The sequence below is a fragment of the Methylobacterium sp. J-070 genome (assembly GCF_022829385.1).
Classification (GTDB): domain Bacteria; phylum Pseudomonadota; class Alphaproteobacteria; order Rhizobiales; family Beijerinckiaceae; genus Methylobacterium.
Genome location: NZ_JAKSXX010000175.1, coordinates 1 through 14,756, shown reverse-complemented (window position 1 = coordinate 14,756; position 14,756 = coordinate 1). Strand labels below are relative to the sequence as shown.

At 65.7% G+C, this 14,756-nt stretch carries 15 protein-coding genes and 1 pseudogene; 6 read left to right on the top strand and 10 right to left on the bottom strand.

Annotated features, from left to right (window positions below; all coding sequences use genetic code 11):
- A partial coding sequence (locus MKL01_RS19225; protein WP_279604734.1) for an exodeoxyribonuclease VII large subunit occupies nt 1-823 on the top strand: 823 nt, incomplete at its 5' end.
- A gap of 14 nt (nt 824-837) precedes the next feature.
- Nucleotides 838-1,023, top strand: a complete 186-nt coding sequence (locus MKL01_RS19220) for a hypothetical protein (RefSeq protein WP_243906802.1) — start codon at nt 838-840, stop codon at nt 1,021-1,023.
- 227 nt (nt 1,024-1,250) lie between these two features.
- On the opposite strand, the gene MKL01_RS19215 is transcribed toward MKL01_RS19220, so the two are convergent.
- On the bottom strand, nt 1,251-1,727 hold the full coding sequence (locus MKL01_RS19215; protein WP_243906801.1) for a tellurite resistance TerB family protein: 477 nt from the start codon (nt 1,725-1,727) through the stop codon (nt 1,251-1,253).
- Between the two features lie 146 nt (nt 1,728-1,873).
- On the opposite strand from MKL01_RS19215, the gene MKL01_RS19210 reads away from it, so the two are divergent.
- Nucleotides 1,874-2,164 (top strand): hypothetical protein, encoded by a 291-nt coding sequence (locus MKL01_RS19210; RefSeq protein ID WP_243906800.1) that lies wholly within the window; start codon nt 1,874-1,876, stop codon nt 2,162-2,164.
- A gap of 603 nt (nt 2,165-2,767) precedes the next feature.
- On the opposite strand, the gene MKL01_RS19205 is transcribed toward MKL01_RS19210, so the two are convergent.
- Both MKL01_RS19205 and MKL01_RS19200 read right to left on the bottom strand, forming a co-directional pair.
- Nucleotides 2,768-3,166: a hypothetical protein gene (locus tag MKL01_RS19205; RefSeq protein ID WP_243906799.1), complete on the bottom strand. Its 399-nt coding sequence runs from the start codon at nt 3,164-3,166 to the stop codon at nt 2,768-2,770.
- A gap of 214 nt (nt 3,167-3,380) precedes the next feature.
- The gene (locus MKL01_RS19200; protein ID WP_243906798.1) at nt 3,381-4,481 is read right to left on the bottom strand and encodes an efflux RND transporter periplasmic adaptor subunit; all 1,101 of its coding nucleotides are present in this window, start codon (nt 4,479-4,481) and stop codon (nt 3,381-3,383) included.
- Between the two features lie 508 nt (nt 4,482-4,989).
- On the opposite strand from MKL01_RS19200, the gene MKL01_RS19195 reads away from it, so the two are divergent.
- Together MKL01_RS19195 and MKL01_RS19190 are read left to right on the top strand one after the other, a co-directional pair.
- Nucleotides 4,990-5,280, top strand: a complete 291-nt coding sequence (locus MKL01_RS19195; RefSeq protein WP_243906797.1) for a hypothetical protein — start codon at nt 4,990-4,992, stop codon at nt 5,278-5,280.
- Between the two features lie 170 nt (nt 5,281-5,450).
- On the top strand, nt 5,451-5,804 hold the full coding sequence (locus MKL01_RS19190) for a hypothetical protein (RefSeq protein ID WP_243906803.1): 354 nt from the start codon (nt 5,451-5,453) through the stop codon (nt 5,802-5,804).
- A gap of 146 nt (nt 5,805-5,950) precedes the next feature.
- Here MKL01_RS19190 and MKL01_RS19185 read toward each other — a convergent pair whose 3' ends face one another.
- Together MKL01_RS19185 and MKL01_RS19180 are read right to left on the bottom strand one after the other, a co-directional pair.
- Nucleotides 5,951-6,742 carry an EAL domain-containing protein gene (locus MKL01_RS19185; protein ID WP_243906796.1) on the bottom strand — a complete coding sequence of 264 codons (792 nt, stop codon included), beginning with the start codon at nt 6,740-6,742 and terminating at the stop codon, nt 5,951-5,953.
- Between the two features lie 443 nt (nt 6,743-7,185).
- A complete protein-coding gene (locus MKL01_RS19180; RefSeq protein ID WP_243906795.1) occupies nt 7,186-8,688 on the bottom strand; it encodes a diguanylate cyclase in 1,503 nt (500 codons plus the stop codon).
- Between the two features lie 596 nt (nt 8,689-9,284).
- On the opposite strand from MKL01_RS19180, the gene MKL01_RS19175 reads away from it, so the two are divergent.
- Nucleotides 9,285-9,713, top strand: coding sequence for a hypothetical protein (locus MKL01_RS19175; RefSeq protein WP_243906794.1), 429 nt, complete (start codon nt 9,285-9,287; stop codon nt 9,711-9,713).
- A gap of 60 nt (nt 9,714-9,773) precedes the next feature.
- Here MKL01_RS19175 and MKL01_RS19170 read toward each other — a convergent pair whose 3' ends face one another.
- From MKL01_RS19170 to MKL01_RS19150, 5 genes and pseudogenes are all read right to left on the bottom strand, one after another.
- Nucleotides 9,774-10,052, bottom strand: coding sequence for a hypothetical protein (locus MKL01_RS19170; RefSeq protein WP_243906793.1), 279 nt, complete (start codon nt 10,050-10,052; stop codon nt 9,774-9,776).
- Nucleotides 10,049-10,219, bottom strand: a complete 171-nt coding sequence (locus tag MKL01_RS19165) for a DUF3606 domain-containing protein (protein ID WP_243906792.1) — start codon at nt 10,217-10,219, stop codon at nt 10,049-10,051. The genes MKL01_RS19170 and MKL01_RS19165 overlap by 4 nt, the downstream gene beginning before the upstream one ends.
- A 328-nt stretch (nt 10,220-10,547) precedes the next feature.
- Nucleotides 10,548-12,452, bottom strand: coding sequence for a CHASE3 domain-containing protein (locus MKL01_RS19160; RefSeq protein ID WP_243906791.1), 1,905 nt, complete (start codon nt 12,450-12,452; stop codon nt 10,548-10,550).
- A 92-nt stretch (nt 12,453-12,544) separates the two neighbouring features.
- Nucleotides 12,545-13,297 carry a sigma-70 family RNA polymerase sigma factor gene (locus tag MKL01_RS19155; RefSeq protein ID WP_243906790.1) on the bottom strand — a complete coding sequence of 251 codons (753 nt, stop codon included), beginning with the start codon at nt 13,295-13,297 and terminating at the stop codon, nt 12,545-12,547.
- A 914-nt stretch (nt 13,298-14,211) separates the two neighbouring features.
- Nucleotides 14,212-14,622 (bottom strand): annotated as a pseudogene (locus MKL01_RS19150) (transposase); the annotation flags it as partial.
- Between the last annotated feature and the right edge of the window lie 134 nt (nt 14,623-14,756).

The window sequence follows — 14,756 nt, the reverse complement described above, 5'->3', positions numbered from 1 at the left end:
CGAGCGCGGCGACGCCTTCGGTGACGTCCAACGCGTGCTCTCCCCCTTCGTGCAGGGTGGTGCGTTGGATATCATCTTCGTGCCCGCGATCTTCGAGGGTCCGTCTGCGGAGCGCTCCCTGACCGAGGCCTGCGTCAAGGCCGAGGCGACGTGCGCTGGTTATGACGCGCAGTCGGTCACCCTCTTGGTGCGCGGAGGTGGCCCGCAGGCAGCCTTCGCTCCGCTCGACGCAGCCGGGGTCGTGCACGCGGCCCTGCGGCTCCCGAACCTCGTGGTGGGCGTCGGCCACGCGGCCACACCGGAGACCGCCCTGGACGCCATCGCCGCCCGCTCAGTCGCCACCCCGACGGCTGCGGCGGTTCTTGTGCGGGATCTCTTGGAGACCTGCGCCGAGCGGGCCGCGCGCGCGCTCGCCGAGCTTGACGCCGCGATCGAGGAGCAGATCGAGGTTCCGGCCCGGAGCCTGCTCGCCCGGGTCGGGCGCGAGTTCGATGCAGCCGTGGACCTCTGCCTCCTTGAGGCCGAGAGCCGCCTCGCTGAGGTCGGGCGTGGCCTTGAGGCTGGCCTGATGAGCACGGTCGCCGCGCTCTCTCCGGCTGACCGGGGGCCAAGGGCGACCGTAGAGCCGGGCCCCGTACTCCCTCACGCCACTACGGGCTCAGAGGTGCATCCGACGCTGTTCGATGAGACGCCGGATGGTCCGGCGTTCGTCACCACCGCCTCCGCGGTGCACCCGGATGCCCTTCTCACGATCCTGCTCCCGGACGGGTCCGTCACCGTCCGGGTCGAGTACGTCCTCGTCATCCGCCCCGCTTCAAACTGAAGGACACCATGACCATGAGCACCGACGCACAGCCGATCCCGTTTCTCGACGCCCTGCGGCGGATCGAGGAGCTGACGAAGCGCATCCGCCAGGGCGGCCTCGCGCACTTCGATACCCTTGAGACCGACATGGCGGAGGTCAGAGAGATCCGGAGCGCCCTGACCCAGCGCATCGCGGGGGTACGACGCGCCCGCGGCTGACGCCGCCCACCTCACCCTGAGACGAGGAGGACCCGCACAGATCCCGCGACCGTGATGGAGCGGCCGACCCTCTGAGGCCGGAACCGCAGGCCATCACGTGTGAGCACGCGGACAAACCCCGGCCGTGTGCCAACCTGTTCAGAAAGATGTTATTTCCCGGCTTGGCGCCGACCTTGCGGACGCGTTCTGATGAGCCTTAGTCCAAGCCTGGGAGACGCAGATGTCAGCTAGGGACGTCGAGGCGGCAAAGGCGTAGTCCGAGCCACCGCGGTCTGCATCAGCTCGGACTTGTTGACGATAAGGGCCACGGCGATCTCAGACAGCGCCTTATCCTCGATCTCGCTGACGCCCTCATGGTCGGCGACATCGGCGGCCACCAAGAACGTGTCCTGCCGCTGCTCCATCGGACGGCCGGCAATCGCAGCGACCCGGCGAAGGTTCTCCACGCGGCCAGCGCGGGTCCGTGCCCGGGCGATCGCCTCGTACAGCGCCTCCTCCAGCATCAGGAGGTCGTAGCCCTTCTCGATGATCGGGTTGGCGCGCAGACCTACGAGCGCGGTCTCGAACTCGTCACCCGCCACCTCACCGTCGGCCACGATGACGTTGGCCGCGGCCGAGATCCCCGCCTGCATCAGCGCTTCATCGCCGGCATAGGCCGTGAACGTCCGGCCGAAGCGAGTCAGCAGATCCTTTAAGGCGTTCATCGCGATCCGAGGGGGTGAAGGAAGTGAGCCGCCATAAGCTCGCGTAGGCGTATGCCACCAGGGAGATGTAGAGCCGACGTTACTTTGGATCGATACTCACGTTGCGGGCCATGGTGGCGTTAATTCCGCGGGGCGCCGACCAGGTCATGAACGCCAAGGTGATCGAAATGAGTGCGCTGTGCCGGGCACCAGGTCCCGGCGCCACCTGTCTCGAACTCGGTCGAAAATTCGCCCTCCGCCGCGTTGATGGCCTGCCGCAGCTTCTGCTTCCCGAACCGATCCAGCCCTTTGTTGAACAAGGCTTGTTCGATGTCCTGCACCCGCGCGCGATCGACGGCATAAAACATCGGGCACTCGCGACCGACGACATTGACGCGAACGATCGCGCGGGCGGTTTGGAGGAGATCGAGGTTCTGCTGAGACTGGGCTGCCGCTAATCGACTGCCTTGCGCCGCGGTGGCGGTCCCTGCCGTAGCGGCGAAGGCAAGACTGATCAGGGCGCCGCGTACCAGCTTGGAATAATGCTCTCGATGACGAGACATTGGGGCAACACCTGATGGCACCGCCGAGCGTAAATGCTGGCTTGGCACTCACGGAAGGTGGCGCGTGCGAGGGCGCAGGGCCAGGGGAGGGATCAGGCACCCCTCTTGCAGATCTTCGTTTGCGCCTTTCCGGGTGCGATCCGGCACAAGATGGTTTGCGATGGTGGTCTCGGCCCGCATGCGGACGGTGAGCGACTGGACGGATGAGGGCTACCGCGGCCTGCGCATTCCGAGATGCACATCATGCCGATCCATGGCGTGGCGGACCTGGGATCAGCTTCAGGCCAGGGGGCCAGAAGAGGTTCTGGTTGTCGCACAGCGCTTTCACTGCGGGAAGTGCGACCAGGTCCCCGCTGGGCTCCCGGTCGTGGATGGCACCGGCCGGTAGGACTACCCGCCCCGGGGTGTCGGCTTCTCCTGCGGATCGTAGGTCTGGCTGTGTTGCCCAGGCATGCACTCAAGATGGTGGGCGCGGGCGTGGGTGTCGAGGCAAGCGCGCTACTTCGAAGGCTCCGCCGGGTTGGTGCCCGAAGGTGATGCCGTGCGGTTCGGCAGCGGCGCCTGGGGCTCGTGAGCGGAGTCACCGGTTGGGTTTGCAGCCGGAACCGGCCGGTCCCTGTTCTCCGCGATCGAGTGGCCGCCGGGATTGGGCGCATCCTTGGCCGCCGACTCCTCGCGCGGCACCGGTGCTTGGCTAAAGCCGTCCTGGGCGCTTCGGCCCTTGTCGCCCATCGCATCGATACCCTTGATCTCGCCGGGCTTGGTCTGGGCCTGCACGGATGCAGTGAGCGCGAGGGTTGCGAACGCGGCAAAGGCCACGCTCAGCGGAAGGGGAGAGCGGGCCATCGGATTGTCTCGGCTGTCGTGAAAATGTTCACGGGCAACCGGTCGAGCCATATGCCTGTTCCAGCTTCACGGACCTCTCCGATAACCGGACCGCGTCACTGATGGCCAATCCAAGCCCGGGCCGCGAGGACAAAGCGGCTACGCCGATCCTGCCTGCACACATCGCGGACACCGTCCGCGCCATCGCGGATCTCCGTTGGGAGCATCCGGCACAAGGTGCACAGCGACTTGTTCGGCTGCCCCTACGCCTGAGAAGCTTGCTCGCTCATGAGCCTGTCCCGGTCTGCGGTCCAACCGACACCTTGTCCCCATCGCGCAGAGATGCCGGCGGTCCGACGATGACGCGCTCACCGCCGGTTAAGCCGGAGCGCAGTTCCAGCGCCATCGCGGTCTGGCGGAAAATCGTGACCGGGCGCAGCCGCGCGACGCTACTTCCATCCGCAGCCGCTTCGACCACCGCTACGCGGGTTCCGTTCTGGTCGAAGATCAGGGCGTCGCCCGGCACCGTCACGGCGGGTGAGACCCGCGGGATCTCCAGGGTGATGGTGATGTAGAGCCCGGCCCGCAGGACGCCGTCCGGATTGGGGATGTCGACCTCCGTCATCAGCGTGCGCGCGGCCGAGAGCAGCGTCGTCGACGAGCGCGCGACCATGCCGGGGAAGATTTTCCCGGGGATCTGCGCCACCTCGATCCGGGCGTCGAGCCCGTCGCGGACGCCGTCGGCGGCGTAGAGGGGCACGTTCACCGCCATGCGCAGCACGTCGTCCCGGGCCAGCGTCAGAAGCGGGGTGCCCGTGATCGTGTCCGCCGTGACCGCGTCGCCGACATCGTTGTTGCGGGTCGTCACCACCCCGTCGAAGGGCGCGCGGATCTCCTCGAAGCCGGCTAGGACCTTCAGGCGGGCGACCTGCGTCTCTTGGACGGCGATGTTGGCCTCGGCAACCTGCACGGCGGCGCGGGTGGCGGCGGCATTAGCCGTCTGGGCCAGCACGCCGGCCTGCGAGGTGTCGGCGTTCTGCCGGTTCTCGATCCCGGTGCCCGCGAGCGTCGAGGTCCGGCGGTTGGTCACGTCCGCGAGGTGGCGGTTGGCCTCGGCCTGGTCGACCATCGCCCGCGCCTGGATCAGCGCCGCCTGGAGCTGCAGCACCTGCGACTGCGCCTGGACGAGCTGCTGGTCGAGGTCGGGGGCGCTGATCCGGAACAGCAGGTCGCCCTTCTTCACGTGCGTGCCGATATCGACCTTGCGCGCGACGATGTAGCCGGTCGCTCGCGGGTAGAGGCTCGCCATGTCGAAGGCTTGGGTGGTACCGGTCTGGGTCAGGCTCAGCGGTCCGGAGACCCGCGCGGCCGTGGCGGTCTGCACCATCGGCGGTCTCGCTTCGGGGGCCTGTGCTAAGCTCGCCGCCCGGGACTGTTCCGGCCAGTGGCGGTATCCGACGAACCCGGTGCCCCCGAGCGCGATCAGGGCAAGCCAGGTGATGCCCCTACGCCCAGGACGATCGGCTGTCCCGGGAGCTGAACTCTTTCTATCCGACATCAGGTCCTCGAGGCACAAAACGGCGTCCATCGAGCGCCGCATCAACGCTGTGGCTCGAAGCACTGGGCACACGCTGTCGCCGCGTGATGATCGGAGAAAATCGAGAGCCTCAATAATATTTCCTCAGAGTAATTTTTGAACTCACTTAGATCATGACAAGGCATTTATTTTTCTGATCATTTGACCAATCATACCGCATGGCCCGGCCTGTATCACCACTGTGAACTATCGGGTGGTCTGATTGGCCGGAGCCGCTGTTGCCCGCCCCTGTGACACTGCCGTCGGGACACATCGCGCGCAATCGACTGTTCCCCACGCTCACAGACGAAAGAACCTTATGACCAAGCTCATCCTCGCCGCGGCTTTTGTCGCGGTGATCGCTACCCCTGTCTCTGCCCAGGTCTTCGAGACCCAGACCACCACCACCGTAATCGTTCCGCCGGGTTCTCCCGGGGTCGTGACGCGTCAGTCCGGCTCGACCGGTGATGAAGGGGCCGCCACGTACTCGCCGACGGGACGGGCTGCGGATGGCATCTCGGAGGACTCGGCGGCTGCCGGCAATGAGGATCAGCCCTCGCGCGTTGGCTCCACCGGTAGCGGCGGTGGCAGCAGCGGTGGTGGCGGCTAACAGGCCGGCATCGGCCGCGCCGTCGAGGAATAATCTCGTTGAACTCTCAGCGTCCCAGCAGCTGCCATGCCGGGACGTGAGCCACCATGCTCGAGGCAACCGATCCAAGCCTCACGCGACCGGTGTCGTATCGAACGACGCCGGCTGCCGCTGCTCCGAAAGGCACTTTCATGCTCTTCCGATCCGAAACCCCGCCGCCTCCCGGCAACCTGCACGTGGCGGAGCCGCCCGCCTCCAATCGTCCGACCACGGCCATGTTGAAAGCCGACATCGACAGCGGCGCGACAGGTGACAAGGTCGCGGACTACGACCCTGGCCTGTCACAGCTCGGGACGGACGATGAGGCTGCCGGCAACCCGCCTTCGCAAGAGCGCATCGCGCTCGCCCGCAAGACCGAGGCGGCGTCCGTCAGAGTTCGGAAGGCGGCTCGGCCTCTAGGGCTGAACAACTGGATCGTACCCGGCTTCTGCACCATGATCGGCGCGATCGGCGCCGTCCTGACGCTCTCGATCTGGCTCCTCTGACAGCTTCTTCGCCCTATGATCCACGATCGGCCGGAGCATCAGCGGAGGCGCTGGCGTACGCTGTTCCGCAGGAAGGCGCTCGGCGACCTGTTCGGCGGGCCCTACGCCTGAAGGCGATGCGTCGGCCGCAAGTCGCCCAGCCGTCGTCAGGCAGCATCGGACCGGGCGGGAGTTTCAGCCGGTACGACGGAGGAAGGGGGCAAGTGGACGGTCGGCAGGCGAGCCACGGTGGGTTTGGCGAAAAGGTAGCCCTGGAACAGATGTATCCCAGCTGCACGCAATGCCGTCAGCTCCGCTTCCGTCTCCACACCCTCGGCGATCACCGCCACGTCCAGCTGGCGCGCCATCATGATCACGCCGGCTACGATGGTCTGCCGTGCCGGTGACGTCGCGATCCCGCGGATCAGATCCATGTCGAGCTTGATGAAGTCGGGCTGGAAGCTCGCCAGCAGGTTGAGCCCAGCGTAGCCTGCGCCGAAGTCGTCGAGGGCAGTCGCGAAGCCCTGCTTGCGATATTCGGCAATGATCCGCTGGACGTGGACCACGTCGGTCATGCGCTCGTTCTCGGTGAACTCGAACATGATCTGGCGGTGCGCAAAGCCAACGCGGTGCGCGGCTTCCAACGTTGCACGGATACAGGCGGCCGGCTCGTAGACCGCGTTCGGCATGAAGTTGATGGAAAGCCGGGTCTCGCCATCTTGGAACAGAGACCCGGCGAGTTCGATCGCTTTGACGCGGCAAGCTTGGTCGAACTTGTAGCGATTGCTCTCGTCGACCATGCCGAGGATCTGCCCGGCACCTTGGCCTTCCGTGCCCCTGACCAGAGCCTCGTAGCCCCAGACCGCGCTGCGCGAGAGATCGAGGATGGGGTGGAATGCCATCGTGAAATCGAACGGCAACGGTTCGCCGTCTCTGCACCCCTGGCAATCGCGTTTCATGGGTCGGCCTAGCGAGTGCATTGGATGCGCTGGAGGCTAGCAGCTTATTTATTTCGCTGAGGTAAATCCCTCGCGCGTCATCAGACCTTCGGTTTTACTGCCCAATCTCCTGATGCTGAATGCAGCACCCGGCCGTTCGGTTCTAAATACCCTTAGGGCGGCGTCCGCTCCTAAATCGGAGATAGCGTCTGTAGCCATTCTCACGAGTAAAAGGCGGCCCCTTTGGATCGAGATAAGCGCCGGCCCCTCTGCGTTCTGCGGCACGCCGTCGGCATCTCTGCGCCCGACGTCGGGCGCACACGGGCGCACAGGGCAAGACCAAGCCCCGATCGCAGGTGCTCCGAGCGCCTCTGTCAGCCGCTGACAAGGAGTAAGGGGAGTACAGGGGTCAGGGATCAGCCGCCGATCGAGAACGGGGTTACCTCGACGCTCAGGCGGTTTAATCAACTCACGAAGCGCAGGACCGTCTTACTTCGTTCAGCAGCACGAACTTGGTTCCGGCCCGCGCCTTTGGCCGCATACAGCGCCGCATCCGCCTCGGCGACGAGCGCTGCCGCGTTGTGCGCCAAGACCTCAGGAACGCTCGCCACGCCACAGCTCACCGTGAGCACCGCGTGCGGACCCTCAGCATGAGGCATGGCCCAGCCCATCACCGCCGTCCGGATCCGCTCAGCCACTATCTCAGCGCCCGCAGAGTCGATCTCCGGCAGGATGACAGCGAACTCCTCGCCGCCGACGCGACAAGCCAGGTCACTGGCGCGGTTGGCGGCCGCCCGGATCGAGCCGGCGATCAATCGGAGCGCTTCGTCGCCGCGCTGATGGCCGTAGGTGTCGTTGAAGCCCTTGAAACAGTCCGCGTCGATCAGGATCAACGACAGTGGCCGGCGGCTCCGCACTGCGCGGTCCCATTCCTGTGCCAGCGCCTCATCGAAACGCCGCCGATTGCCGAGACCGGTCAGCGCGTCGGTGGTCGCCTGCGCCGCCAGGCGGGCATTGGCGGCGAGCAGCCTGGCCTCGGCCTGTTCACGACGACCCAGCTCGCGGCGCAGCAGCCAAGTCAGGCTAGCTGTGACGCTGCACAGGCTGAGCAACACCATGCTGAGGCCGAGGGCTCGATGCCACCACTCGGCGTAGATCGCGGACGGTGCCACGGCGATACTGAGGGTGAGGGGCTCCGTGCCGAGCCGCGCGAAGGTGAGCCGACGCTCACCGTCCCCGAGCATCGCGGGTCCGACGAAGCTACCTTCACGCATCGCGATCATGCGGCGGTAGCTCGGGGTATCGGCCACGCTCGCGCCGATTGCGCTCTGATCATAGGGCTCGCGCATCAGGATGATGCCTTCGGGTCCGTAGAGCGTCACGGTTCCGGCATGCTCGGCATCCACCGAAGCGAACAGGCGGCGCAGGTAGTCGATCTTGATGCCGCCGACCACGACACCGGCAAAGGAGCCGTCCGGGTTCGACAGGCGGCGGGAGAGCATGATCATCCGCTGGCCGCTGACCCGCGAGATGGCAGGCGGGCTGATGTGCAGGCCGTCGTCGTCTGGATGGGCAACGAAGTGACGAAAGTACTCGGCCTCGGACCGGTCGAGCCCCTTAGGCACTAGATGATCCGAGCCGGAGGCGATGACGCCGTTCGTGTCGAGGAGCAGGAGGAACGCGAACCCGGGTGCCGATGCGGCACGATCGAACAGGATCAACTGCCGCAATTCGGGCGATGCCTGTGCGACGTCGGTTCGGCCAAAGCCCTCGACGACCGCCAGAAGGGATAAATCGTAGAGTTCGACGTTGCGAGCGATATCGCGACCGAGCACCTGCACGAGGCTATTCGCGGTCAGCTGGCTGCGACGCTCCGCATCGGTGCGCATCTGCCAGAGCAGAAGCGCGGCCACGCTGATCAGGCCGGCAACGGTGAGGAAATTGGCAAGGACCAGCCATCGGGCCAAGGATGACCCGAACCAAGAGCGATCGTGGTGCCCTGGCGGGCTGGACTCAACGTGCACCACCTCAGGCCTGCGTGGCATAAAGATCCGAGCGCAGTAAGTCATGGATTGATTGCCAATCGCTTAGCGCGATAGGGAAATTTGTACGGGAGGAGACAATAGGACTTGTGATGCCGCTGGGCGTGTTGGCGGGATCTCGCGACAGTCGTAACAATGGCGTGAGGCTCGCTGCGGCCAGCGATATCGGGCGCGTCCTATGGTCGAGAACGAGGAGCAGCGGCGGGTCCTACTGCACAACCTCGCGATGCATTCCGGTCCAGCGAGAGCCCGGTTGCGTCTATCCCTCTCCAGCGCGGCACGTCTGGCCGGGCTTGCCCCAGAGGCCCTCGCGGTGATCGAGAATGGCAGCGGCTGCACTCTGTCGCTCGTGGCGCTGACACATTTGGCTCTGTTCCTCGGCCTCACCGAAGTAGGCGAGCCACGCCCCCTTCCACCTGGAATGGAGTAGTGGCCGCGCCGGTGTGATGCTGGACTATGCCAACCCACGTCAGCGCCCTAACGCTACGCTTTCTTCACGCCCGGTGGCACAGTGCGCCACCATGCCGATCCGGCCCGAGCACCGCTTCTTCTACCCCATCGACTGGCCGCAGCTCTCGGCGGTGATCCGCTTCCGGCGGGCCGGTGGCTGCTGCGAGGGTTGTGGGCGGCCACACGGGCAGAAGGTCTACTGCCTCTCGGATGGCCGCTGGTGGGACCGCGAGTTGGGCACGTGGCGCAACGAGAACGGGAAGCCAGTCTCCTGTCCCCCGAGCCTCGACGATCTCATGGCCGGGGTCAGGGTGACGAAGGTCGTACTGGCCGCTGCCCATCGGGATCACGACACCTCGAACAATGCCGGCGCCAACCTCGCGGCCTTCTGCCAGCGGTGCCACATGAACCACGACCGGCCGGAGCATCAGAGAAGGCGCTGGCGCACGCTATTCCGGCGGAAGGCGCTCGGCGACCTGTTCGGCGGTCCCTATGCCTAAGTGAACCTACCGACGACGGTGACAGCCGAACTTAAGTCCCTTTGCAGGCCGCGTGACGCCTCAGCTCGGATCCTCGTACAGGTCGGCGTGCTGGTGCCGCAGGGCAGCTATCTGACCCTGTACCTCCAGGACTCGGATGCGATAGTTCCGGGCAACGACACGCATGGCCTCAGCATCGCCGTAGCTGCCGGCCTTCTCAAAGGCGTCTGCGATCCTGCCGATCTCACCAGCTGACGTGTTGTAGCTGGTGCCACTGCTGACCAGGACCTGCATCAGCCTCATCACCTTCTCGCGCATGATCAAGAGCTGCGCGGCCAGGAGATTGGCCGCATCGCTCACGGAGCAGGCTGGCCAAGATAGTCGGCGACGGTGCTGAGGCGTGAGCCCACCATGGTCACGGCTTTGCGCAGACGCTCCTCGGTGACACCGAAATGATGCGCCCAGTGCTGACGCGCAGTGCGGTCGTAGATGTCGATGTGGGTCTTGCTGTGCAGCTCAATCGGCATGGCGCTTCCCATGAGGCTGAGAGTGCGGCACCGGGCTAAGCCGGGCTGAGTACCCACAACCGCAGGAGGGCGGCCGCGGTTGCAGGCCTACAACCCGAAAGCGAAAATCGTCTGAACCATCCACGTTTCGGGCTCTTAACCCAAATCAAGAGCGTTTCGACGGCCGCTCATTCCCTTAACCGTTTGAGCCCGCGTTCGGCATGCGCACGGTCGACTCCTACACACCCTCCTTCGGCTCTTCGCACGATCCAGTGCTGCATGGCGTGGCCTGCGGTTTGGCGGATCTATTCCCGCCGATCGAATATTCAGCCAGCTCAGCAGACGAGCGTCAGGACGATCCAGCTTTCTTACCGGAAGTCATGTTGGACGAAGAGAGCTGACCACGCTGCTTCTCTTCCAAAGCCGCCTGCAGCTCCCGGGCGAGGTCGGCGACCGTGAAGGGCTTGCTGAGCAGGCGCACGCCAGGGTCCAACATGCCGTTGTGGACGATGGCGTTGCGCGTGTAGCCCGTCATGAACAGCACGATAAGGTCGGGATGGGTGCCCCGGATGCTGTCGACGAGTGCGCGCCCGTTTTCCCCCGGCATCACCACGTCGGTGAGCAAGATCTCGATACCCGGCTGCTCGGCGAGCGTGCGGCGCGCCATCTCGGCGCCATCGGCCCCAATCGCCCAGCAGCCAAGCTCACGTAGGGCGCTCAATGCGAAGCTGCGCACGCCCGCCTCGTCCTCGACCACGAGCACCTTCCGCTCGGCGAGATCCGAGGAGAGCCGTGCCGGCGTGGCCTGCACCAGCGCAGGAACGGCCTGGCTGCGCGGCAGATAGATCTTGACCGTCGTCCCGACCCCGGGCTCGCTGTAGAGCTTGACGTGCCCGTTGGACTGCTTGGCGAAGCCGTGCACCTGACTGAGGCCCAGTCCGGTGCCCTGGCCCACGCCTTTGGTCGTGAAGAACGGGTCGAACGCCTTCGCCAGTACCCCTTGGTCCATGCCGGCACCTGTGTCGGTGATGGAGACTGCCACGTACTGGCCCGGCGTCACCTCGACGTGAGCGTCGGCATAAGCCTGATCGAGCATGGCGTTTGCCGTCTCGATGGTGAGGTGACCCTGGCCTGCCATGGCGTCGCGGGCATTCACGGCGAGGTTGAGGATCGCGCTCTCTAGCTGCGGGCGGTCGACCAGGGCAGGCCATAGGCCGCCGCCGAGAACCGTCTCGACCGCGATGCCCTCACCCAACGAACGTCGCAGCATCTCGGACATCTCGCACACGCACCGGTTCACGTCGGTCGGCTGCGGCTGGAGTGGTTGCAGCCGTGAGAAGGCGAGCAGCCGTTTGGTCAACTCGGCTGCGCGACGCGCCCCACCCAATGCATTCTCGATCATCGCTCGCACACGCTCATCGTCACTTATGAGGCGGCGGGTCAGCAGGTCGAGGTTGCCGACGATGATGGCCAGCATGTTATTGAAGTCGTGGGCAACACCGCCCGTGAGTTGGCCAAGCGCCTCCATCTTCTGCGCCTGCCGAAGCTGCCCCTCGGCTTGCTGGCGCTGCGATATCTCACGGCGGAGCGCATCGTTCGCGGACCGCAGTTCATGTGTGCGCCGTCGGTCAGTCCTAATAACGAGCCAAGCGAGGGCAGCGGCCAGCAACAGGGCGATGAGGATAACCGCTGCCAGGATTGAGCGGCGGAACGCGGCTCGGTCGGTGCGTGTAGCCTGGAGTTCCACTTCCGCCCGGTCGAACTCGACGCTGATCGATCGGAAGCGCCTCATCAGGTCGCGTCCCTTATTGGTGCGAACGATGGCGAGCGCTCCCGCTTGGTCCCCCGCCTGCATGCGCCCGATCGTTCGTGCCAGTTCGTCGACCTTCTCGTCGATGATGGGTCGGAGCTGATCGAGCCGGGCTTGCTGCGCCGCGTTGTCCCCGGTGAGTGCTCGCAGTTCTGCCTCGGCGGCCGGCAGTTCGCGACGCGCGGTCGTGAACGGGTCGAGGTAACTGGGGTCCCCGGTGAGCAGGTAGCCGCGCTGTCCCGTCTCCGCCTCTTGAACGAGCCGGAACAGCCGCGCCTCGGCTTGCCGCACCTCGGCCGAGTGAACCGACCACGCGGCGGCGTCCGCACTGGCCAGAGCCGCGGCAGCCGCCGCCAGACCGGCGAGAACGAGCAGGACGAACCCGGCGACCATCGCGGCCGTCTCGCGCGACCCGGCAAGGCGTTGAATGAGCCGACGTTTCAAGCTGCATCCTCTGCGCCGCGATGGGAAGTTTCCGCTGTGGCAGCGGCCCACATAGGCGCAGTTTCAGACACGACCATTGGCTGTGCAGTGGCTCATTCGCTGACCTCGCCTGAACCGTTGAGCGCTGAAAGCATCACCCCGTCACTCCCGATCTCGGTGCCGGTATAGCCGAGCATCCGCGCGAGCTGCTCGCGGGCGCGCCAGACGCGGCTCTTCACGGTGCCGAGCTGGCAGTTCATGACCGCGGCAGCCTCCTCGTAGGTGAGGTTTTCGATTGCCACGAGGACCAGTGCCTCCCGCATCGTCGGCGCTAGCCGGTCGAGGGCGGCGCGCATGTCCTGCAGGTCGAGACGACCACCTTGGTCAGGCAGAGATGCCAGCCGGGCGGTGCGGCTTCCGTCCTCGTCCTGGACTTCACGGTGCTTGCGCTGGTGGGTGTAGAACTGGTTGCGCAGGATCGTGAAGGTCCAGGCTTCGAAGTTCGTGCCCTGCTCGAATCGTGCTCGGCTCCGCCAGGCCCGGAAGAGGGTGTCCTGGACAAGATCGTCAGCCGCCGTGGGGTCGCGGGCGAGCGAGACGGCGAAGCGGCGCAGAGCCGGCACTATGGTGACGAGGAGTTTCTTGAACTCGGCATCGTCGCGACTGGCCACTTCTCCGAGAGCCGCATCGAGCTTCGCCAGCAAATCGGCAAAGCAGCTCGTGGCACTGAGCTCGGCATCGTCCTGCGCGTAGGCGGCTACCAGCAAGTTCCCGAGGTGTCTCTGGATCTCATTCGAGAGAAGGGGCTCAGACGCGCCCGTAACCTCCTTGGCCCGTTCCGGAAGCTCCGCCGCTTCCGTGCTCATCGTGGGCACCGGGTGGATTTGCACGACATCGTTCGAGGTCCGTTCGTTCGATAGATCGGTCGCCTACATACCCTCACGGCATAGCTCGACCAGTGCGACCACTCGCGCGGATTCTCATTCGGCCTGATCGGTCGAGGTCGCCCGCTGCCCTCCGGCAGCCCTTCTTCGGTTCCGCATCCACAACCTGCCTCTGTGGATCTCCCCTATCCGTGGGGTGAACCGTTTTGCACCCTATGCCGCCCAACAGCGCCGGGGCCGCGGACCGCCCTCCCCGTCGGAGCCACTGCAGCCATTCTCGGCTGATAATCCGAAGCACGTTCGGGTCGTTCTTCCGGCCCTGGTGGCGCCGCTCCTGGATGGTCAGCAGGCCGTCGCCTTCGGCCAGCCGGATCGCGCCCTGAGCCAACCGCCGGCAGACGCCCGCCCGCGCTGCGATGGCGTCGATGCACAGCCCGCAGGCGCCGTGCCGGGCTATCTCGTCGCCGACGATCCGCAGGACCGCGAGCTGCCCACGGGTGAACCGGCTGGCCAGCGCGTGCGGCATCGGGCCGGAGGAGGCGAGCCGTCGGCAGCGCTCGATCGACCGAGAGCCAACTTCCGCGCTTTCCAGGTGACCGAGGCGCTCGACGCCTTGGTCCGGCTTCGGGGACGCCCCAAAAACCTATGGGTCGATAACGTCCTACGTAGCGAGGGAGGACAGCTAGTCGGGCAACAGGTCCCCGTCCGCGAACATGCGCCCGCGGCGTGTTTGTCGTCAACGTCGATCCAGGCGGCTCCTGCCGATCCGGAAGAACTCTCGCCCATAGCGAACACAGGATCCAGCCGATGCACGCGGCACCGTAGTCCTCACCATCCTCAACACGAGATGCCAATCCAGGCAGGAGACCCGAGCATTATCTACAGGGTCGTGGCTCTCACGCCCTCACGGCTCCAATGAGAGGGGTTCTCCCATCTGGCACCGGCTCCTTGACGAAGGGCCGGTAGTCGTCACCGGTCTTGATGACGGCGTGCACCACGCGCGCCATCTTGGCGGTGATCGCAGTCAGCGCCTTGCGCCGCAGGTCGGCATTGTGCCGGTCGCGGGCGATGTAGCGCTCGAACTTGTCGCGGAAGCTGTTCTCCCGCTGTCGGATGGCGACCTGTCCGGCCATCCACAGGGTCCGGCGCAGGCGTGCGTTTCCCTACTTCGACAGCTTGGTCTTGCCGCGGAAGGTACCGGACTGCTGGGTGGCCAGATCGAGGCCGCAGAACTTCAGGAACCGCCGGTGATGGCTGAAGCGGCGCAGATCGCCCGTCTCGGCCAGGATGGTCAGGGCGTTGACCGGACTCTGCTGCGCCTGCGAGACTCGTCCGACGCCGTTGGCTGAGCAGTCAGGGTCGCGGCATCGGACGTCGAGGAAGCCTGCCCCGGTTACAGCCACACCTTATGCCTGGACGCCGCCAAGCCCGAACTCGCCAC